Annotated in this window: 16 protein-coding genes; 6 read left to right on the top strand and 10 right to left on the bottom strand. The window is 37.9% G+C overall.

Annotation, left to right across the window (positions count from 1 at the left end):
• Positions 1-173: 173 nt before the first annotated feature.
• From AC6CHH_RS12860 to AC6CHH_RS12850, 3 genes are read right to left on the bottom strand one after another with little or no spacing between them, the layout of a single operon-like run.
• A complete protein-coding gene (locus tag AC6CHH_RS12860) occupies positions 174-1,721 on the bottom strand; it encodes a TlpA family protein disulfide reductase (RefSeq protein ID WP_498283480.1) in 1,548 nt (515 codons plus the stop codon).
• Positions 1,721-3,097, bottom strand: a complete 1,377-nt coding sequence (locus AC6CHH_RS12855) for a RagB/SusD family nutrient uptake outer membrane protein (RefSeq protein WP_498283478.1) — start codon at positions 3,095-3,097, stop codon at positions 1,721-1,723. Before AC6CHH_RS12855 ends, AC6CHH_RS12860 begins: the two co-directional genes overlap by 1 nt.
• Before the next feature lie 5 nt (positions 3,098-3,102).
• The gene (locus AC6CHH_RS12850; protein WP_498283476.1) at positions 3,103-6,390 is read right to left on the bottom strand and encodes a SusC/RagA family TonB-linked outer membrane protein; all 3,288 of its coding nucleotides are present in this window, start codon (positions 6,388-6,390) and stop codon (positions 3,103-3,105) included.
• A 900-nt stretch (positions 6,391-7,290) separates the two neighbouring features.
• Between AC6CHH_RS12850 and AC6CHH_RS12845 the strand changes: the two genes are divergently transcribed.
• Both AC6CHH_RS12845 and AC6CHH_RS12840 read left to right on the top strand, forming a co-directional pair.
• Complete coding sequence (locus AC6CHH_RS12845) at positions 7,291-7,512, top strand: helix-turn-helix domain-containing protein (RefSeq protein ID WP_498283474.1); 222 nt, start codon at positions 7,291-7,293, stop codon at positions 7,510-7,512.
• Between the two features lie 439 nt (positions 7,513-7,951).
• On the top strand, positions 7,952-8,434 hold the full coding sequence (locus AC6CHH_RS12840) for a hypothetical protein (protein ID WP_498283472.1): 483 nt from the start codon (positions 7,952-7,954) through the stop codon (positions 8,432-8,434).
• Between the two features lie 180 nt (positions 8,435-8,614).
• Here the strand turns inward: AC6CHH_RS12840 and AC6CHH_RS12835 are convergent, their stop codons facing one another.
• The 4 genes from AC6CHH_RS12835 to AC6CHH_RS12820 all read right to left on the bottom strand — a co-directional run bounded on the left by AC6CHH_RS12835 (position 8,615) and on the right by AC6CHH_RS12820 (position 14,767).
• A complete protein-coding gene (locus AC6CHH_RS12835) occupies positions 8,615-9,460 on the bottom strand; it encodes a hypothetical protein (protein WP_498283470.1) in 846 nt (281 codons plus the stop codon).
• Positions 9,461-9,497: 37 nt separating this feature from the next.
• A complete protein-coding gene (locus tag AC6CHH_RS12830; protein WP_498283468.1) occupies positions 9,498-12,929 on the bottom strand; it encodes a TonB-dependent receptor in 3,432 nt (1,143 codons plus the stop codon).
• Between the two features lie 141 nt (positions 12,930-13,070).
• Positions 13,071-14,072, bottom strand: a complete 1,002-nt coding sequence (locus tag AC6CHH_RS12825) for a FecR family protein (protein ID WP_498283466.1) — start codon at positions 14,070-14,072, stop codon at positions 13,071-13,073.
• A gap of 134 nt (positions 14,073-14,206) precedes the next feature.
• On the bottom strand, positions 14,207-14,767 hold the full coding sequence (locus tag AC6CHH_RS12820; RefSeq protein WP_498283464.1) for an RNA polymerase sigma-70 factor: 561 nt from the start codon (positions 14,765-14,767) through the stop codon (positions 14,207-14,209).
• A 357-nt stretch (positions 14,768-15,124) separates the two neighbouring features.
• Here AC6CHH_RS12820 and AC6CHH_RS12815 point away from each other — a divergent pair, with 357 nt between their 5' ends.
• Together AC6CHH_RS12815 and AC6CHH_RS12810 are read left to right on the top strand one after the other, a co-directional pair.
• Positions 15,125-15,772, top strand: a complete 648-nt coding sequence (locus AC6CHH_RS12815; protein ID WP_498283462.1) for a hypothetical protein — start codon at positions 15,125-15,127, stop codon at positions 15,770-15,772.
• A gap of 51 nt (positions 15,773-15,823) precedes the next feature.
• Positions 15,824-16,324 (top strand): hypothetical protein, encoded by a 501-nt coding sequence (locus AC6CHH_RS12810; RefSeq protein WP_498283460.1) that lies wholly within the window; start codon positions 15,824-15,826, stop codon positions 16,322-16,324.
• A gap of 94 nt (positions 16,325-16,418) precedes the next feature.
• Here the strand turns inward: AC6CHH_RS12810 and AC6CHH_RS12805 are convergent, their stop codons facing one another.
• Positions 16,419-16,727, bottom strand: a complete 309-nt coding sequence (locus AC6CHH_RS12805) for a golvesin C-terminal-like domain-containing protein (protein ID WP_498283537.1) — start codon at positions 16,725-16,727, stop codon at positions 16,419-16,421.
• 142 nt (positions 16,728-16,869) lie between these two features.
• Between AC6CHH_RS12805 and AC6CHH_RS12800 the strand changes: the two genes are divergently transcribed.
• Both AC6CHH_RS12800 and AC6CHH_RS12795 read left to right on the top strand, forming a co-directional pair.
• Positions 16,870-17,640, top strand: a complete 771-nt coding sequence (locus AC6CHH_RS12800; protein ID WP_498283458.1) for a DUF6577 family protein — start codon at positions 16,870-16,872, stop codon at positions 17,638-17,640.
• Positions 17,637-18,692 carry a nucleotidyl transferase AbiEii/AbiGii toxin family protein gene (locus AC6CHH_RS12795; protein ID WP_498283456.1) on the top strand — a complete coding sequence of 352 codons (1,056 nt, stop codon included), beginning with the start codon at positions 17,637-17,639 and terminating at the stop codon, positions 18,690-18,692. The genes AC6CHH_RS12800 and AC6CHH_RS12795 overlap by 4 nt, the downstream gene beginning before the upstream one ends.
• A 297-nt stretch (positions 18,693-18,989) precedes the next feature.
• On the opposite strand, the gene AC6CHH_RS12790 is transcribed toward AC6CHH_RS12795, so the two are convergent.
• Both AC6CHH_RS12790 and AC6CHH_RS12785 read right to left on the bottom strand, forming a co-directional pair.
• Positions 18,990-20,990 carry an FAD-dependent oxidoreductase gene (locus tag AC6CHH_RS12790; RefSeq protein ID WP_498283454.1) on the bottom strand — a complete coding sequence of 667 codons (2,001 nt, stop codon included), beginning with the start codon at positions 20,988-20,990 and terminating at the stop codon, positions 18,990-18,992.
• Positions 20,991-21,009: 19 nt separating this feature from the next.
• On the bottom strand, positions 21,010-22,701 hold the full coding sequence (locus AC6CHH_RS12785; RefSeq protein WP_498283452.1) for a RagB/SusD family nutrient uptake outer membrane protein: 1,692 nt from the start codon (positions 22,699-22,701) through the stop codon (positions 21,010-21,012).
• Positions 22,702-22,709: the final 8 nt, after the last annotated feature.

The raw sequence follows: 22,709 nt of genomic DNA, 5'->3' as shown, positions 1-22,709 counted from the left end.
AAGTAGGCCTAGTCTCAGTACCGGAAAATTTTGATGCAACTGAAGCCGCAGCATTAGAAACCGATAGTCTTATTGAACGGATGCACACCAACAACGGTGTATATATAGCTCTGTAAGAAATTTAAAGGAACAGGAGGCTTAATAAACCTCCTGTTATTTCTTTTTGCATTCTCTTATTTACTTAGAGACCGATTAATAAGGGCAACTAATGCCCTTCTCTCTATATCTTCTTTGTAATCAGGATTATAAGCAAGTATTTTATTATCCCCATTCAGAATAATTAAAGTAGGATATGAATATATATCATAATAACGTATCATTGAATTCTCCTTATTATCATTCCCAATCCACACATTAATATTCGCCGAATCAGTATAGCCATTCTGAGAATCACTAATCGTTTCTAGCCAACCATTCCTAGTTTTATCCACATTTATACTTAAAACAACAACATTACTATCTCCTTGAAAGGCTTCTTTAATAGGTTTCATTGCTTTATACAGGCCTTTACAACCATGACAGCCTGTATACCAGAAATCCATGATCACGGTCTTTCCCTGAAAATCTTCATGCGTAAAAACTTTTCCATTATTATCCTCCAACAGATATGGGTAACCAGAGCGGTTCTTGGTTTTACGAGTAAGCATATTCTCTACAGAAAATTTATATTCCGAATTGTCTAGTCTTGAAATTAACTTTAAATAGGTATTCTCATCTATATATTTATTAGCACCTTGTCTTAAAATAGCAGTATATGCTACCTGTTCAAATAATTCGCTTTTATAGCGTGCGATAAGTAAATCAAGCAATGTCCCAAATGTTGGGTTTAGTTCGACACCCGATTCTGCTAATAAAAAGATCAAATCGCTGTATGATTTATAATATAAATAATGAGGGAACATATAGGAATGACACGTGTAATTCGCAATCAACGCAGAATGCTCCTGGTGAAGGATATATTGCTTATAGAAATCTTGTATAGCTGGTTTATAATTTTTAGAATAGTGTTGATGTAAAAAATGTAAGTTGTTTAACTGATTAAACTTTATGATGCCAATCCAATCATACCACGCTTGTTTCCAAGCTGTTGAATTTGACGTTATAGAATAGCTTTCAAATAGTTTCTTCCCTTGTTCAAGAGTTTCATTAATGACTTCATGATACTCCACAAGATAGTTCCACATTCTGTTATATGGATCATCTTCTTCCCCATGAAATATATTGAATTTTTTAAACAAAACACGTTTTCTATCAGAGGGTTTCATTTTCAATCGACGAAGGTCCATTTCAAAATTTATAATCATTGCATCCTTCCCTGTAAATAATACCGTATCATCAGTAATTTCCATTTGAAGTTCCATTCCAGGCCAAACCAATATGGGTGAACTTGTCAACAGCCTATAAGTTTGATTTTTTAACAAACCCATATTATCAATGGGATAAAAAAGCATATAGAATAGACTATCTGCACTGTCAATTTTTATGTCAAAACCGCCCCCAGAAACTGGATATACTTTAGTTTTTCCCCTAAAAAAAATATTATGTTGCTCTTCAAAGTTTGTTGCGTACGATACTGTTACACTATCAATATCGTGGTTCCCGGTTATTTTTCCATGAACAATAAAACTTTCATTATTTTTTTGTGCTTTGCAAGGATTACCAAGTACAGTTACAAGGCAACATAGCATCAGTATTCTAGTTATAATTGTTATCGATTTCATTATCTTTCGTTTTGTATTATTCCACTTCTATTAATTTCATCTTGTGGGAAATTGAATGTATATCGAGCAGAATTCGGCTCAAGTACATATTCTTTGTCATCTAATATTCTACGAAGCTCAATATTAGCCCCTTCTTTATTCAACCTTTTAATATCATCCCAACGAAGGGCTCGCCAAACTAGCTCTTTACGTCTTTCTTCTAACACTATTCTTAAGGCTTCTTGTTGGGAATTAAACGCTATAGGACTAAATGTTCCCGTCTTATATCTTTTTTCCAGCAACCTGTTGAGCAATGTTGCTGCATCCAACAAATCTGCTGAACGTACTAAGCATTCGATTTTATTAAGCAATACTTCATCAACTGCAAAGCCATTAAAGGGAGTTAATCCACTGCCATTATACCCCCTGGCTACTGTATAAAATCCGTTTCCCTTGTCAATAAAATAAATTGCCTTTCTTAAATCATCATTATGATATGTTTTTATTAATGTCGTATCCACAAATACATCTCCATATGGATTTCTTTGTGTGGAGTTATTATAGGAAACTGTAGAGCTATACATAATAAGTTCATCATTCGTTGTTGAAAAAGGGGTCCTTCCGCTTATTGGCACTTGGTTATAATCGATTAACTTATCATATAGATTTAATACGCTATCTGCATAATCACCGGCTTGTTTATATTCCCTTCGATAAAGATATATACGAGAGAGTAGTGCAAAAGCTGCAAGTTTAGTTGCTCGGTTTCTCTCGGCTATTGGTCCTATAAACTTCAAGTTAATTAATGCCTGATTTATATCTTCGAAGATCTGACCATAACATTCTTTTACTGTGGCCCTACCTAAAGTATAATCTATTGACGGATCTAGTCTTAATGGAATCCCCAAATCTGAATCCTGAGTAGATTTATCAAAGGGTACAGAATAGTTCTTCAGCAGATCGTAATATATTTTTGCGCGTTGAAATAATGCCTGCCCATAAACATCCCTATATTCAGTAGGGATATTGCCGCCAATAGCTTTCTTATTGATCTCATTGATAATATTATTACAATAATATATACTTGAATAGGGATCATTCCAATCCTTAACATTAACCTCGCCTCCATAGATATCTTTAGCCCAGATATAAGAGTTTCTTTCCACTCCTGTCCTTGCTGATTGCCAATGCTTGAGAGATATAATAAAATATTCATCAGAGGCTAATTGTGGTAAAGCCAGAGTTTCTCCAATGATTTCAAAATTATCCAACAACCGTTGAAAATCATCCACACTCTTTGGAGTTAAAATACGACTGTTCGGTACTTCTTCTAAAAAAGACCTTGAACAAGAAATGAATAAAAGGCTTATTATAAATACTTTAATATATATTTTCATGATTCTTAAAAATTAAGGTGCATACCAAAGGACACTTCCAGAGGACTTGGGTATCCTGTTAGAATAGCAGGATCCATATCTAAATCATTATGCTTCCACACTATTCCTAAATTAGATACATAGCTATAAAGTTGAATAGAGACATTTTTATATTTACCCAAGTTCGGGAGTTGATAGGAAAACCTAACATCCTGCAGTCGAATGTGATCTCCTTTAATTCCTAATACGGAAGAATACCCATAAAATTCTTCTCTATTTAAAACGGATGGATATTGAAACGAGGGTACTGTAGTTATTAACTCATCTCCCGGATCTTTCCAGCGCTGTTGATAATCAGAAAAAGCATAGGATCCACGAATCAAGCCTAAGGAGTTAAATGAATTTGGATTTCTGAAATAATAACCCAATTTATAAAGGATATTGAAGGAAAACTCAAATCCTTTATAGCTAAAAGTATTCCTTAGACTGCCAAAGCTTGTGGGTACTCTCGATCCTAAAAACTCAATACTACTGCGATCTAAACTATTGATGATACTGTTGTAATCTTCCGTTATTTGACCATCAAACCAACCTAAAGGGTCCCCTTTGGAATCCAGACCTTTATAGATGTATAAAAAAATTGAGTTAATGGGATAATCTTCCATGGGTACGATACCTGTACTCGTTACAATATCAGTGTTTACTCCTGGTTCAACAAAATAGCTCGTTACTTCGTCCTTTGTGTGATTAAAGATCAAATCTGTACGGATTGATAAGGGACGATTTTTTAACCAGGAAACCCACAACTGGATATCAACCCCGTTAGTCCTGGTATTTGCCACGTTGCCATAGAATGCGCTGATTCCTGTTTGTGGGGCAACGGGACTGCTTCCCATGAGATCCAATCCAATTTTATTATAATATTCCAAAGATCCCCCCAGTAATCTATCGGCAATACTAAAATCTATTCCTAAGTTTACGTTTCGAATACGTTCCCATCGCAGAGTGTTGTTGGGAGGGTTCAAAATGATATCCATTGGATGTCCCCAAAGGTTACTTGGTCTATTTAATTTGGAGGTCAAAAAAGCGGTGGTATTTTTATCGATATTCCCACTGTACCCATAAGTTCCTCTTACCTTAAGTTGATCAAATATTTTCGTTCTTAGGATTTCACTAATTTCATAGGATGCACCAACTGACCATAATGGAACTCCCTTTTGATTAGCCGCAACACCAAAAACATTTGATTCATCTTTACGTAAGCTTCCGGTCAGCGTTAAATTATCATCATAGCTATAGGAAGCCAAGGCATAAACTGAGCGATTATTATCTAAGTAACGGGCCCGAGATCTATTCTCGTTAATCTGTGAATTCCTTCCTGTATGGTATACTGGATAATGGGTGTAAGTATCCACTTTGGCAGATGTTTCAAGAGCCTGGTTATATCCATACAAATAACCATTCCCGCTAAATAAACGTTTATCCCGCCTCCACTCCATACCTACCATTCCACTAATCCGGTGCTTGTCCAAAAACTGTTCATCCCAATTCATCTGAATCCGGCCGTAATGAGATTGCATTCGCGTATTATCTTGGGAGAGGATATCACCTAATGGTATAGGTCTATGAACTATCCCATTCTCGTGATCGATTTGGCTTAATTGATTAACTGAGTTCCGTACATAGAAAGATTCCTCATCATAAAGTGTTGATGATGATATCCAGTTATTGCTTGATAGATAACTGGCCTGAACATTAAAGGATCGATATAGCTTGGAATTAAGGCCTACCTGGAACCTTACTTGTTGGTTCTCTCCAACGTATTCAGATAACTCCTTCTGTACTTCATCAAGCGGCCTGTATTTCCAATCAAGCAACATTCCATTTCCGGCAGTGTCTGTATAAGAATGACGCAAAGTACTTCCGGCAGAAACGGCAAGAGCTGTTTCGCCATCCGCCAGACGGTCGTAAGGATATGACGGCGTGTATCCATTGCTATTTCCATCACGGTTCGCATTTTTCACGTACCAGATATCCATATCTATCCGCAGACGATCACCTAAGGGGCTCCACTGATTATTGTTTCGAATATTAAATCGATCGTTACTCTGACTCACACTCTCGCTGAGAGAGTTGTCATAACCAAAGGACAACACATTTTTAACCTTGTCAGAGCCCGCAGAAATACTGAGGTTTTGTTGGTGCTGAAGTTTATTTCGATAAAAATAATGCCATAAATCCTTTCGAACATCCTGAGAACGTAGCACATCAATCTGTTTATTCGCATTTTCCGAGCTCATCTCGGCGGACCTTACTTTTGCTAGCAGGCTAACAACTGGGGAGATGTTTTCATATTCTGAATTAATAGTTCCATCAAAATACCCCTGCTCAAACAGAAAGGTCTCTACGTCAATAAATTCACTTGAAGACAGCTGCTTCCGGTAAAAAAGATCTGGTTTTTCTCCAAAAAGTAAGTTCGAGCTAAAATCAACCTGAACGCCCTTCTTTCCTTTTTTAGTCGTGATAACAATTACTCCATTCCCTGATCGAACACCCCAGATCGAGGCTGCCGTTGCATCTTTTAGAATCGTGACACTTTCAATATCATTTGGGTTGATATTTTCAATATCGCCTTCAAACGGGAAGTTGTCTACAACAATAAGTGGCCGAGTATTAGAATATATTGTGCTTCTTCCTCTGACGCTTATTCCATCAGGATTACCAGTATTCTGATCTAAAAGTAGGCCATTTGCCACCCCATTCAGTCTGGATAATAAGCTCATAGATGGGTTCCGCTGTAGCGTTTTTTTATCAATATGAGCAAAACTCCCCGTAGCCCTTTCTTTGGAAATCTGCTGATAACCTGTGCTGACCACTTGAACCTCTTCAATTTGATTCGAGATTGGGACTAACAAGACCTCAATGTCTCTTGATATAGATGAGATAGACAGTACCGTGTCTCGGTACCCCACATGACCAAAGGAAACCAGAGCGTCAGAAAAGGGTCCCTTAAGTGAAAATTTTCCATCTGAATTTGATTTGGTTTTTTTAGCTCCAATTTTTATAGTTGCACCCACTATGGGTTCAAGAGTTGTATAAGATTTTATGGTCCCTCTAATCAGCTCCTTCCCTGTTGCCCCGCTTTCGCGGAGCTCTTGGGCATTTAACTGATTACTAAACAAACTGAAACAAATCGTAAGGAAAAGCATGGTTAAAAAGCTAGTCCCATTATTACTTTGATAATAGATCTGTATAAAAGATCGCAAACGAACTTTCAACAGATAGTATAAATTGGGTAAGTAAAGTGTTCGCATTCATCATAATTTAGGAGAAGCATTGGAGCATAGGATTATCCATCGCAATGACAAACCACGCTTCTTAAGTGAGAAAATATTCCGAAACATGTAAACCGGTTATTATTGGCTTATAATTGGTTTTAACGATTTAATCTATAATCATTTCGGAAAATAAAAAGACAATACCAGCCCCTGCCCCAACTTAAAGAAATTGAATTTTTGATATAGATCACTTGTCAATAAAGAAAAATTAACCTAGATTTAAAATGAACAGTAGTAAACCTATGGCGCTAGTAATTTAGCCTAAGACAAATAATCTTTTATAAAAAGAGGGCTGGTTGCAGACAATAGGAAGATATAACAAAAGTAATTCGTTTAAAAATCACAAACTACCCTAAATGAGTAGGGCTTACTGATGTATATCTTGTTGCCTGTTTTTTTACGCTTTATTCAGGAGAGCGGATAATGTTCTTATATAAAATTGAATGAGTAACCCATAATACATTATTATGAATTTTCGTGTGGATTTTCGGAATTACTAATGTTTTCGTTCTCATAATGATATTGGTTTATCTGAACGAGTCTATGACGAAGGGATGAAACCTTGCGTCAATCCACTCCTCTCACTAGAGTTAAAAACTCTAGGTCAGACCTAAAGCAAAAACTTTAGGTGATACCCGAAAGCGGTTTCACAGCAAGGCCCACCCCTACATTATATACAAAGATATAATATTCGTAGGAAATGAGCTAACCTTACCGCCTCCTTCACGGGTATCAATCGAGAAATTGGAGACTCTTCGTAATCAATTAGGCATAGCCTAACTACAGCTCAAACTATATATGACTTGTTTTTTCACCAAATCATATACAAATATATGAAAGTTGATTTTAAAAGTCAACTATATTTTAGATAATTTTATGAAAAATTATAAAATCAACAGAATATCGGCAGTTTTAGAAGAAAAAGGAAAGAAGAACAACGATCTTGTCATTCATTTAAAAGTAAAGAAAGAGACAGTTTCAAGATGGGTTAACAACAAACAACAACCTACTTTGAATACACTTAATGATATCGCTAAATTTCTTCAAGTGGATATCCGGCAATTACTGCATCAAAGCGAGTGGAGCAAAAGTATATAGGTGTTAAAGATGAGCCGTCAAATTCATGTTAAAAAATAAAGAATGGTTGTTTAACTACATTCTTTGCGTACCATTATAATCTGTGTTAAAAACTCATACCCCATCTATACGGTAATCGCGACGGAATTTAGCTGTTATAGTTTTTATTCCAGCGGTGAAAATCTAAGAAAAGAACCCTTGGATCTAGGATTGACTCAAGATGATATCTCACGAAAAATACCAAAAAATGGACAGATCAAAATTAAGTGATATGGAAAATGGAAAAGAAAATTACACGCTCTCAAAATTTAATGTTTTAAAATTTCATTATAAGAAGTAGTAGTATACACAGATAACAAAACCCATACATAATCGATTACAAAATTGATCAATAGCCTTTACTAATAGACAAAAGTTAAAATATGAATCCCAAATAATAAAACGTCTAGACTATTAACCAATGACTGGACTTAAAATCTCAAAACTTACTTATCTACTAATTATAGGTATAGGATTAATTGTTTTTTCTTCATGCGGGGGAACACATGGCCATATTGAAAGATTTGAATTTAATTCATCGAAAGAAACATTAAGCAAAGAGTTTAATAAAATCCTTCTAGATAACAAATACGCTCTTGATGATTCCTTAGCTAATTATAAAATCTATTATGGTATGACGGCATTAGATAGTGATAGCGTGAATTTCTATTTTACGTTAAACGACTCCACAATTAATGATGACATTATATTTTGGCGCAAAATTGTGGGAGGAACAGAAAATAGGCAAGGTAATGCTTGTCAATTAGACCTAGTAGGGTTTAGAAAAGATGATTATAAAAACGTTTATTTAAATAAAAATACCTATCAAGCTGAAAAGGAAAAAATGATTACTCTATTGGAAAATAAATTCTTAGAAATCCATTTGCCTGAATTCCTCAATTAAATTTCACATGTGGTATCCAACAATATCATAACACAAACTACAAATCGGGATTGATCATTTCAATTGGTCGCTAATCATCGCTTTTACTGACTCATTTCAAACGCAAAAGAATTTATAAAACTGAGAATAAGAAGCCCCTGTTTTCGTATAAATCGAATAATAGGGGCTTTATTTTATAAATTAGTCTGCAAACAGTACGTTGGTGATTATTTCGTAAAATGTATCTCCTTTTTTGATAAATGGAGGTGCTTCTCCCCAAGCTTCCCTGGAAAGGAGGTATAAGGTAAAGACATTTTTAACAGGCAGTGGGTTTATGCCTTCAGGACTAAATGCCATATTTGAATAACCTGTTCCACCATGGTTGAGTAATGGCTCCCCAGTACTACCGTTAACAAATTCGAACTGGTAGTTATATCCGTATTCAGGTGAAGGATTCGGCAGACCATCTGGAAGAACGTAGTATTCGGCCTGGTCAATGCTGTTTTTTACATCTTTGATCGTCCCAAGCTCCTCGACGATTGTATTAAAATCGGCATCAAAATAACTTATTGAAACCTTGATGTCCAGGTTTTCAAATGGAATTAAATCATTGGCATAATTGGCCAGCTTAAGTTTGATATGGCCAGCCGGAGCTGGACTTTCTGCAACCTGTGCATCGGTATCGATAAAAACCACAGGAGCCTCCATCGTAGGTTGGAATAAGGTATAGGTTTCTTTGGAACCAGGCTTCACATCGATCACTTTTTCCGCAACCACCTTTCCATCGCGGGTATCATAGAATTCAAATTTGCCCTCACCTGCAACTACTCTGATTTTTTTGGCATTCACATCCCATTCGATCGGTTTTCCGTTGTATCTGGCTGCAATAAAAACGCCCTTTCCATTGTCTCGTAGTGCGGTTTTATCGGCATCAAAATATACATCGACAAATTCCGAAAATGAATTTACATATTCTGCTTTCTGACAAGAATATAATCCGATCGACAATAGGGTAATAACTATACTGTTTCTTATATATGCTTTCATCTGTTTATTTCTTGATCTCAAATCCAATAATTGATTATTAAAAGTTATAGCTGACACTCAGGCTGAACCGTTGACCTTCTTTTTTACGATAGGTTATATTGTCCCCTTCTCCTTTATTATATTTGATAGATTTGCCTTCCTTGAGGACATTTAAGTTGGTGTCATCTTGTTCATAATCATTGATATTTACGTAATAACGTGTCCAGTCGTCCAGTAGATTGGACATGTTAAATTTAACCTCCATTTTTTTCTTTAAGAAGCGTGCATAAAATTGAGCATCTAATTGTTTCGGTGCTAATTCATACTCCACTCTTGCCATGTTGACATTGGCAAGATTTGTTCGGGGACCTCGGTGATTATAGCTTGCTGTCGCGCCAAAACGGTCTCCCCAGTATCCTAGACCCAGATTCAACAACCAAGGGGACTGACCGATCAATGGTCTGTCTTGATTCGGATATCGCTGCTGGACGCGTTCTGCTACCTGTGTTTCCGGATTATTAATCCATTCCCAGGCACTTAACACATTGACCGTGGATTTGAGCAGCGTCCCGTTTGCGGATATGAACAGATCTTTAGCCCAATCCTTATCGGATAAAAAGCTAAAATTCTTTCGGATTTCCAGCTCCATTCCCAGATTTTCTGCATTCTCCATATTGGCAAAGGTATATTGGTTCGAACCGTTTCCCGAATGAACCAATTCGATAGGTTTGTCCAATTTTTTATGATATCCTGTCAAGGAAATGATTTCGCCAGGGGAAGGATACCATTCCAATCGTACATCTACATTGTCGATTAAAGTAGACTCAACATGTTCTCCGTAAACATGACCGTCTATTTCAAAATCATACATCGCAAACATGCCAACTTCTCTAAAATCGGGACGTATTATTGTTCTTGAGTAACTTCCGCGGATGTTAAACTCGGGAGTAACGCTATAGGTCGCATTGATCGAAGGAAGGAACCTCCAGTTATTTTCTTTCACACCGAATCGATGTCTTTGCACATCATCGGGATCTGGTTCGTCCTGATAAGATCGTCTATAAAGCTCTTCCTGTTTCGAATTTAAATCAAAATATTCGGCACGAACACCGTATACCAATCGAAGATTACTCCACAGTTTCTGATCGGCCATCAGGAAGAGAGCATGCGAACTCATCTCTCCATCATAGTATCTTCCCCCAAGGGCATCTGCATAATAGTAAGCCTGACCATCACCATTTCCAATATTTTCAGTCGATAACAATAGGTCATACGGGATCTCGTTCTCTGGGGCTTTCTGATTCGTTGTTCCCTCAATCCAGGATCTTGTCCAGGGAACCATCTTATTTACATCCAGCGACCTACTTTTTGTCCAAGCCTGATATCCGAACTTGAGCAAGGTTGACACCGGTTTTTCATCTCCAAATTTGCGAGAAAATGCGGCACTCCAATTGTAATCCGTTTCATTGATACGGGTCCACATTCGCCAGTCTTTGAAGGTGCCTCCTGTTGATGCTGCAGAATGGGTCATTAAACCTGGAGTCTGAAAATAAGGCTGATCGGCAATTATTGCGGTCAGTCGGTAAGAAAGCTTTCGCTCATCGAGAATCTGTTGATTGATCTTATTAATCGTAAACATACCCTCGCCCTTTATCTTCCAGGGCAATTGATATTCGCCAGTCAACTGATGTTGTTGCAAAGACATGGCCTCGGGTAGTTGATAGATAAGTTTGGTAGGTGTCGGAATAGATTCCTCTCGAGGAGTTTGAATAGATTCATTGTAGTTATCGCTATAGGTACGCGCATACATATTCTTGAATGCCAACTTAAAATGTTGTCCTTGCAATCCCATATTAGCAACTAACCCACCGCTACTGTTAAAACGAAATGATCTACCTGCACCGTTATCGCCAAGCCCTACACTATCTATATAGTTACCCATAGGTGAGCGTCTTACATTGTTAAAGGAAACTATATTTTGCTCATTCCTGAAATTTGCAGAGGTCACAAATCCGAAACGGCTTCCGCTTTTCAAATCATATACCCGACCGAGCGAGAAACGCATGTTTTGGTTAGGGGAAGCTCTGTACTTGTATGGACGCATAGCATCGCTATTCAACCTTTTTGACTGAGCGATGGCATCTAGGTCATTGTATTTCACGGCATCTCCAAACTCTGTTGGATTGAGCGGGAATGCATTTAATTCCGGATCGGTCAGGATATAGCCCGGAGGCGCATCTAATAGTGAGGCTCGGTTATTCCATCCCCAAGTTTTCGTACCTTCGGGTATTTTTGCTGATTTATCAAAAAACCCAAGATACTCACTCGTATGACGCTCGCCTAGACGAAAGAATTCTTTGCCAGTCGTTTGTGAATTTCCACCAGTCCCTAATTGAATACTGGTAAAATTCTGTTCGGGGATATTTATCGTATTTACCGACACCTGCCCCCCTGAAAACTCAGCTGATACATCTGGCGTTGCCGTTTTATTGACCACAATTGAGCTGACCATCTCTGTAGGAATAATATCGAAAGAAAAATCGCGCCTGTTTTGTGAGGTACTTGGAATCACAACACCGTCTAGCATTGCCTGATTATAGCGATCAGACATTCCTCGCACAATCACATTCCGGTTATTCACGGTTGTCAAGCCCGTAACACGTTTCAATACCTGTCCGATATCGTTGTCGGGGGTTCTGGCAATCTGTTCAGCCGATATACCATCGGTAACAGAAGCAGCATTCTTTTGTGTGGCATACAATCCTGCGACACTTTCCTTTTTGAAGCTACCGGTAACGGTCACCTGATTGAGTTTGTTGGAAGCCAGGTTCAGTACGATGTTCAGTTTTGTCGTTTGGCCAGCCTTAACTTCTATCTGTGTAATGCGTTTGGTTTGAAACGAAATATAGCTCACCTCCATGGCATAAGATCCTGGTGCAAGGCTTACGTTATAACTTCCGTCCACGCTACTCTGTATCGTTCGATTGATTGGTGAAATTTTGACATTAGCACCGGCCAATGACTCACCTCGGTCGTCCACTACTTTACCATTGATACGGCCAGACTGCTGGCTCATTGCTACTGATCTGGTCCCTGATTTACGTTTGACAATGATCTTTTTAGCTTTTACTGTAAATTGAAGTTGATTTTTTTGTTCCACTTGACTCAAGACAGCAGCCAGATTATTTGCGCCTTTATGTATAGAAGCTTGTTGATTTAACAGGATATTAGCTTGCTGGTCCATCAACAGAAAAGAATAACCTGTCTGCTTTTCTATATCCTGAAAAAGCATTGCTAGAGTCATTTGTCCGGTCCTTGCGGCATATGGTACATCTTTAAGATTTTGTGCATACCCTGCTGCCGAGAGTACCGTCATAAAGAGTGTGTTAAGGAAAAATACGATGGTTACAAGCTTCATAAAGAAGAAAAATTCATAGGTTGTTTTTACTTTTTTTGGACAGAAATGTACTGCCACATTGTTTTTTTCCATATTTTTATCGAATACGTTTTTTAAGTTTTACCGATTTGAATGACGTTGTTAAGCCGGCATGGATCAGATGCCGGTTTTTTTGCAGGGGTATTTGCCTGGCAAATTTCCCACATGTAATTGGTTTGGTCTATTTACATTGCTTTATTTACTGGTTAGGTATATCACATCTCCTTCCCTTCTAAAATTTACATCACCTGCCATTTTCAGGTAATTGAGCACATTATTTAGAGATTCATTATCGAAGCTTGCCCACAGCTGTCGATCGGCCATATTTTTATCCGTGAATATTATTTTAACACCATACAGAATTTCGATTCTCCGGATAGCCTCCGCCATTTTCGTATTTCTGAAGACCAATTTATTGGTCATCCAACCATTAACAACCAATTCATCAAAATCTTCGCGGTATATCTCTCCATGGTTTCGATTATATAGAAGTTGCTGTCCTGGATGGAGCGCATAGGTTTGTCCTGGTTCACCCTCCTTGTACACTTCCACCTTTCCACTGTGAAGGGAAATGCGAATGTCTGGACTGCTGGGAAATGCATTGATATTGAACGATGTTCCCAAGACTTTGGTCGTCAACAGATCGCTAGTAACAAGGAATGGGCGCGTAGTATCGCGTTTCACTTCAAAAAAGGCTTCCCCCTCCAAAATTACCTGCCGACTGTCTCCATCAAATTTGGCGGGGTAGCGCAATTTGCTTTGCGGTGCCAGATAAACTACTGAACTGTCCGAGAGGATCAGTTTGAGTTTCTGTTTGGGCAAGGTTGTTTTTTCGACATAAACAATTTCACGTGTTTGAATATCGGATTGATATCTATAAAGAAAGAGTACACATAAAAGGACCGCAGCCGCCGATGCTCCCCAATAGTACCACCGCTTGCTCTGTTTGACTTCTTTTACTGGAGAGATTGGCGCTTGCGAAATGTTATATTTTTCCTTGGTTTTATCGAGCGCCTTCAGCGCAGACACTTCTTCATCTTCATCCGCTCGGGCCAGCCATATCGTTTTTATTTGTTCAAACTCGATTTCATTATCTTTAGAGAGCGCAATCCAGTCGGCGAGTTTTTCATTTTCATCCAGTGAGGATTGCTGTGCAAGGTAACGGGTAATGAGTAAGTATATTTCCTGTTCGTCCATAATATAATAGCTATGCCATTCCTGGCTATATATACGAAGAGCCACAGGTGGCCTTAACTCCTTACAAGAAAAATAAAGATTAACATAAAGGTAACACAGGAGACTGTTTTGTAAACAAAAGGTTAAGTAAACCTTTATTTATTATAAACACTGTTTTTTAGAAACAATAAAGCACGGTACATATGTGTTTTTACCGAATGGATGGAGATCTCCAATAATTGGGCTATTTCTTCATAGGTTAGCTTGTCGTTCCTGTTCATCAGGAACACCATTTTTGTACGCGCAGGCAGTTTACTGATCAGCCTTTTGATGCGTTCATCCAGTTGTTTATACTGTAAAATATTATCCGGTTCGTGATGGGTACTATCGGCAATATCGATATGCCCTATACGATCTGTTGTTCGTTCGTAGAGCTTCTCTCTATTGATTTCTTTCAGAATTTTGTTTTTTACCGAAGTATAGAGATAAGCTGGGATGGAACTGGAAATATTAAGTCGCATGCGGTGCTCCCATAAATGTCCGAATATACTGCACACAATATCTTCCGCCGCATCACTGGGATAAGGCATGAGGCTCTTAGCATAACGAAGCAACCCATTGTAATAGGTCAGGAACAGGCAATTGAATGCAACGGTATCGTCCTTAGAAAGTCGGCGCAAAAGTTCTTGTTCCGATAAATCGGTTTTCTTTAACACTTTGCAAAGCTAAGGGTTTAATGTTAGGGAAATATTAAGTTATCGAGATGGATGATTTCTCATTCCGACCTCCCTTTCAAGTCTATCTATTGGATTTACAGCCGAAACGGTCATAATTGCCTTTTTATTTGAAATAATATCTTAAGTTTACGAAACAATTATAAACACTTCTAAAGTTTAAGGAAATTGAAGATGTATTCCCTTTTTCCGCAAACAAAATATAAAAAATTTTGGGGGGAAATGGGTCTCGCTCTGTTCCGAGACAATTACTTTTAAGGACACAATGATTGGAGCGATTAATTTTTATAAGGTACCTAAATGTAGGATTCTTCTGGTAGTGGAAGTTAATTGATTGAAATGAGAGAACTTTTTTTTATTGTAATTGCTTTTCTATCTGCAAGTGTCGCTTGCGCTCAAGACAGCTCTGTTTTTTTTAGCGATTTTGCTTTAAAAAACTTGGATGAAATGAATTTAACGTATTCTACGCCAAAAGGATTTTCTGAAAGTAATCAAATAGAGTGTTTTGAAAAGAATTATACACTTAGTAATCTCATAACATGCGCACCAAACAACCTTTTATCAGACGACGGAGAGTGCATTATTTTTCTAGCAGCCCACCCAAAGGTTACGCAAGAATTTGAGGATGAAGTAAGGGAAATGTTTCCAAATACACCTATAAGAGTTAATAACGGACACATTATTGAACGCAAGAGATTATTTAGAATCTTTTATCCTAATGCCACAAAAAAGACGAGGAGTGACATTACTCATTTTTATTCCGATAGAGAAGCTAAAGACAAGTTTAATGCGGATACTGCATTCTACGTAAATATAACATTAAAAAGGCCAGATTGGTATTTAGATAAATATTCAAATCTTCATGCACAGACCATTCAAAAAAATGATCAAGGATATATTATTTTCTATATGCTTTATACAGACAAAGCAAAAAAAAGGTTGAGAAAATATTTGAAACCTCTTATGGGAATTTTTAAGTACAAGTAGATTTTCATACTGAATTGAACCATCAGATAATTATATCACTTATCGACCAAAATGAAAGCATTAAAATCTATATTATTTTTTCTACTATTTTTAGTTTCATGTCGCTCGGAGAAAGAAATTATTGGCACCTATAAATCAAATAGAGCCGAACTTGAATTCTTCATTACCAAAATAACTTTCCTCAAAAAAAATATCTTTAATTATGAATTTTCCGGCGATTTACAACATACAGAATTAAGTGGAAACTTTAAGAAAATCGATGATTTTATATATTTGAGGTTCAAAACAAACCAATATGAAATTGAATCTAAAAATGACTCGATAAGTGTTGCAGAATTATTAACTGGTAATTATCACCCGTATCAACTATGTACTGAAAATGGGATTGAATACCATTTAAAATATAAAATGAAAGGTGACAAACTATTTGGATACAGAATTGATAATGGGAGATTAGTTAGAAAATCAAAAGTATATACTAACAATAGAAAATTTGTGTTTTTTGGAACTAAATGGAAAACTAAAAAAATCTATTTAAAGAAAATCAACTAAAACCAGATAAAGTTATTTATATCAGGTGGCTTGTATGCCACCTGATATAAATAGAATAAAAAAACAAGTTAATGCACTATATTGTTCATGGCTGTTATTTTTGATCAGAAATTGGTACCCAGATCAGTGCATTGGCGGCCAACACTCCTTGGCTATTGGAACTGATCTCCACATATGGATCCTTGCTTCCTTTCTCAAAAGTATACTCACCCACCTCTACCCATCTGCTGGTGGTCTGTCCTTGAATAGTTACTTCCTTAAAGTTTACAATTTTCTCAATCGATTTATTCCCTGTAAAGATCGTGAACTTACCAGAAGGAGCACTTTCGGGCGTTTTTGGAAAATAACTGTACAATTTATATGTGCCAGCTTTGAAATCTTTTGCTGGTGAAAAACGGGCAATACGTGACTGTTAAATTTAACCTCATTTGAATTACTTTGGTAATATACTATATCTATAATTTACCACTTATCATAAAATGGTGGTAAATTATAGTTTTCTAGAAAATAACCACTATATTTGCTTTAGTGGCAAAATATAGAATATGGTAAAATTCTTAGAGGAACAACTGATAGAAACATTTGAGGATAGGACTCATTTCGAACGAGATGAGTTATTCAATTTTTTTCGCCAGTTTGATTCTGGAATGAGCGAATCTGCTTTTTCATGGCGTATTCACGATTTGCTCAACAAGACCATCATCAAGCAGGTAAAGCGTGGGGTGTATTGTATTTCCGATCGTGACAAGTATGTTCCTGTGGTATCCGATAAGTTGGCAAAGCTTTCCAAGATAGTAGCCAAAGAGTTTGACCAAGTGGACTATTGTCTGTGGACCACAGAATGGCTGAATGATTTTACCCGACACCAATTAGGTACTTTTTTTTATATCCTAGAGATAGAGCAGGATTTTATGGAAGAAGTGTTTAATGCATATTCAGAATCCAGCCAGTTTAAAGTGTATCTAGAACCCAAAGAGGAAATTATGGAACGCTACATTGAAAGTGGAAGCACTATAATTATCAAACGGCTGATCAGTCGTTCTCCAAAGCAAAAAGTATCGATAAAGGAAAAGTCAAAAAAGAAAATTAATTTACCCAGCCTTGAAAAAATATTGGTGGATGTATTTAGCGATCCGGTAACTTTTTATGCTATTCAGGGCAATGAAATGGTAATCTTGTTTGAAAATGCCCTAAAAAGATACCATATCAACTTTAGTAAGCTGTTGAACTATGCCAAGAGACGAAAAAAAGAAAATCAGCTTAAAGTCTTTATGGGTGAACATTTCGGGGATGTGTTAAAAGATATTTTAAAATGATAAAAGCAAAATGTTTTACCAAAAACTGGATTGACCAATTCAAGCAACAAAAGCATTTGAAACGCATCAACCCACCAATATTGGAGAAGATGATCCAAGCGATTTCTTTGTTACAACAACTCAAAGCCCATGGTTTGGAATTTACCTTTAAAGGCGGGACAAGTTTGCTCTTATTACTTTCAAAATCCAGACGGTTCTCAGTGGATATTGATATTCTTACTACACAAAGTCGGGAAGAAATAGAAGCGATATTGGACAAAGTAGTCGAGCATTCGCACTTTAAGAGTTGGACTCTACAAGATAAAAGAAGTTACCAAGAAGGTGTTCCAAAAGCCCACTATGAATTCGATTACGAATCACAATTAAACCAAAATGCCCATTTTGTACTTCTGGATATTCTTTTTGAAAAAACCGATTACCCTAAAATTTTAACAGTTCCCATTGAATCGGAATGGATTGATTCGGAAGAAATTTTGGAAGTTCAAATTCCTTCCATTGAATCTATCTTAGGAGATAAACTCACCGCTTTTGCCCCCAATACGGTTGGTATTCTTTATGGTAAGAATAAAGAACAGGAAATTATTAAACAGCTTTTTGATATTGGCTGTTTATTTGAAGAAGTTGAAAAGATGGAAAATGTTGCATTGAGCTTTGAAAGGATTTGTAAAAAGGAAATTAAGTATCGAAACCTTTCCATTGATCTGCCGGACGTATTGGATGATATTTTAGCTACATCACTATTGATTGTCAAACGAACCAAAAACACGAACGAGCCGGATAAGTCCAGGTTCCATGAACTGACTACTGGTATCAGAAGGTTTGAAGGATTTTTGATAGCCGAAAATTTCAAGATCGAGGACACCATACTTGCAGCAGGAAAAGCAGCGTACTTGGCCAAACGGTTAAAAAGTAAAGACTATTCGAGCATAGAGAAATTTAACGATCAGGATATTAGTAAACTTGAAATCTCCGGAGAGCTCAACTACCTCAACAAGCTCAAAAAGTCGAGAGATAAAGCAGCATTTTTCTATTGGTACCAGACGTTGAATTAAAAGATAGATTAATCGTTACGTACATCATTCGAGTAGAACAAAAAATAAATGCTGAAGGAAGTACAGTCTTAAACTCGTAAAGAAACTCTCAGCCCGATTGAAAGAAGTTAAGAGTCAACGTAGCAATCGTATAAATTGAAAGCATAACAAGAGTAAAAATGCAATTATTTTAATTCAAGATAACCCGCATTTTGTTCTGGCAAACAAAACAAAATGCATAGGTAATCCAAAGATATAAGAGGTGTATCCATCTCTAGGGCGTGTCAATCTAGCAAGTACAATATTATTCCATCGCTGTTATTTTTGATCAGAAATTGGCACCCAAATCAGTGCATTAGCGGCCAATACTCCCTGTGCATTGGAACTGAGCTCCACATATGGATCTTTGCTTCCATTCTCAAAGGTATACTCACCCACCTCTACCCATGTGCTGGTGGTCTGTCCTTGAATAGTTACTTCCTTAAAATTTACAATTTTCTCAATCGATTTATTCCCTGTAAAGATCGTGAACTTACCAGAAGGTGCACTTTCAGGCGTTTTTGGAAAATAACTGTACAATTTATATGTGCCAGCTTTAAAATCTTTTGCTGGTGAAAAACGGGCAGAAGCCGAAGGATCATTTTGTGTCTGCTGATAACTCATTCCGTATCCTTTTTTTGGAGACTTCGTCCAATTGCCCTGCAACTTCACTTGGTCTGAATTCTCTACTTGAATAATGTAATCAGCTTGGCGACCATCTGCCTTTGGGTTTTCCTTCAATACCTGGCGGACCTGGTTGATATCCACATCCTGTACAATCAGATTTTTATCAATGGCCTGACATGCGGCAACTGCTGCCGATTGTCCCAAAACCATAAATACGGGTTCCATTCGGATTGAACCAAAAGCAATATGGCTTGCCGATAGGCAAACAGGCACAAGGAGATTGTTGATCTCCTCTTTTTTAGGTACAATAGACCTGTAAGAGATGGGGAAAGGCGAAAAGCCGCCAACTTCAACATTTCCCTCATTTTTGACCATCCCGTTGATGACCACGCGATCGCAATTGTGAGAGTCCATGGTATAAGCCGCAAAACCAACGCCATCACTTACTATCTCACGTCCCTGACAATGGTGTTGAGTCATAACGAGATCACTAATCATCCTGCGCGCTTCACGAATATACAGTTGGGGCGACCAATGTCCATTCTCTGTATACTCATCTTTAGGATACCCCCAGCTTTTGAATTCTTGCCGGATCTGTGCAGGTACCGAAGGGTCAGTGGCCACAAAATAGAGTAAACCTTTAGTATATTCTTGATGAGCCTTGATGATCTCTTTTCTTTTAAAATAATCGGCTTCGGGATACTCCCAATTCATACCAATCATATCGGTTGAAAATCCATTTCTATTGTTGATATCTGTCTTCCCATTTGGCATTCTGCTCCAGATGAATACATCTTGAATACTTTTCCATGGCTGAATCTCTTTTTGTCTTTTTAAGAGTTCATATTTAGCAGGATCATAATTATCAGGTTCTGTAATGGCTATCCTGTTTTCCGGAACATTGGTGAGGGCAATCCTATAATTATAGGCCTGTACCTTGCTATCCCCAGTGCCATTGGCCTGTACTGGCTGATCGTTAATCCCCCATAAAAGACCACTTGTTGGGTCTCCTTTAACTTTATAAGGATCTACACCATCGGGGAACTGATGACCGTCCAACACCTGCACACCATTGATGGTCTCGCCGTATGTCGCGTTTGATTCTCTGCCCACGTGGTAGGAAACTCCAGCCTTGGCCATAAGATCTCCTTCATAAGTACAGTCCATAAACATCTTTGCGCTGATGATGATCTTATCCTTACCCTGGCTCTCACTTGGCGTGACTGAAATTGTTTTGATCAACCGATTCTCAGTCTTTACATCCAGAAGTCTGTGTGCCATCAATTGCTCAGTAGTGGATTTACTGAGGTAACTTTTAAAAATGGATTCTGCTACTTTCGGTTCAAAAATCCATTGTTCAAAGCCATCGTAATACTTTCCTACTTTTCGGTAGAAGTCCAGAGCAACTCCGGTAACCACATATTTATTTCCGATATCAGTCTGACCCAGACCGCCCGAACTCAGCCCTCCGACTCTCGTTCCTGGATCAATCAGCAGTACGGTTTTACCAGCATTTGAAGCCGTATAGGCGGCCGCAACCCCCGCAGAAGTCGCTCCGTAAATACACAGGTCTACCTGCTTGTGGGTCTGCCCATAAGCCATGTGTAAGACAGCTGCGCAGGTGATTATCAGTATTAAAAGTTTGTTCATCATAATTTCCTTTTTTTTTGGTTTAATAGCCTGGGTTTTGTTCCAGATTCGTATTGGTTACAATTTCAATATTCGGTATAGGCCATAAATAGTGTTTATTCGGATCAAATTTACGAATCTCAATAACCCGCATGTCTTTCTGATTAGCAACCTGTTGGTAGCTCACCTTTCCATCCTGATCAATGGTAGGTGCATTGGAGAGCAATCCCCGAGGAATGCGTCCATAGAAGGTTGAATTCATCATTTTATCGGCCAATTTCCATCGTCTTAAGTCGACCATTCGAAATCCTTCATTAGCCAGTTCATAGAGTCTTTCTTTACGGATAATCTCCCGAAGCTGTGCTTGTGACTGTCCATTTTCGATAACCGGCATATCAACCGTAGGACGAGTCCTGATGGCATTGATGGCATCGTAGACGCTTTGATCAATCTTATTGGATTCAATCATTGCCTCGGCATAGATCAATAGGACCTCAGCATAACGGCTTTGGATAATATTTAACTCCGATTCCATGGTAAAATCCTTATCCTTTAGATCGACATATTTTTTCCAGCAGTAGCCTGAAAAGGTCGCATAAGCATTAATTGCGTCTTGATTTTTGATTCGGGTCGGTGTGGATGTGTTGTAGTTATAATTCCAACATAAAAGGCTGTCCTTATGGGTTTCAAATTGAAAGCCAAAAAATGTTGAACCAGGAAGTGCAATCGTGTATGCTAACCGTGGATCACGGTTAGTGAAAGGTTTCTTAGGATCATATTTAGGTGATTTCTCGATAGACAATCCATCGATACAGGCATAGGCATCAACAATGGATTGCGATGGAATCTTGTTGGAGGTACCTTGTCCATTTCGAGAAATAAATGCACGTGTTGTACTGTGTGTTTTGGTTTTTTGCAGGCGGAGGTATTGGAACGCAAAAATTACCTCCGGGGAAGCCTCTCCATCATAGGTAAACAATTCACCAAAATCCGGATGTAGACTATAAATCCCCAAGTCCATGACCGCTTTTGCCGAAGCGGCAGCTTGTTCCCAAAGTTCATTGTTAAGGGCAGCTCTGGCACGAATGGCAAGCGCGGCACCCTTTGTAGCACGTCCCTTATCAGTTCCACCGTAGCTTTCTGGCAAATTCGCAGCAGCATCTTCAAGTTCCTTTAGAATAAAATCTGCAACTTCAGCTTTTGAGGTTCTGGGAATATTTGCATCTGAAAGGCTCACACTGCTGCTTACCAGAGGTACTCCCCCAAAGTAATCGATAAGGTATTGATAAACATAGGCGCGAATAAATTGGGTTTCAGCTTTATAGCGTTTTTGAAGCGTTTGGTCCATCTTGCCGTCCAGCTTATGGATATTGTCCAGGATAAAATTACATTTACCAATTACTTTGTAGGAATTGGTCCATATATTCCTGATATATCCATTATTGCTATCAAAATCCCCACGGCCCACAGCCTGCAGATCAGACGTATTTCGATCCCAACCAATATCGGCAGCGGCATCAAGAGTCAAATTAATAGGCATCTCATCCGTTGGATGGAAAACCAGCGCACTATACAATCCATTAACCACTAAGGTTAACTCTTCTTGATTGGCAAAGTAATTCTCATCAGTAGGGCCGTTCAGTGGTGATCGGTCCAAATATTTTTCACATGCTCCTGTTAAAAATAGCACCCCCAGGATAACTATACTCAAAGCGTATCTATATAGATTTTTCATAATTTCTG

The organism is Sphingobacterium sp. GQ94 (genome assembly GCF_059758715.1).
The sequence above is the reverse complement of the archived record's forward strand: the minus strand, read 5'-3'. Positions and strand labels throughout refer to the sequence as shown.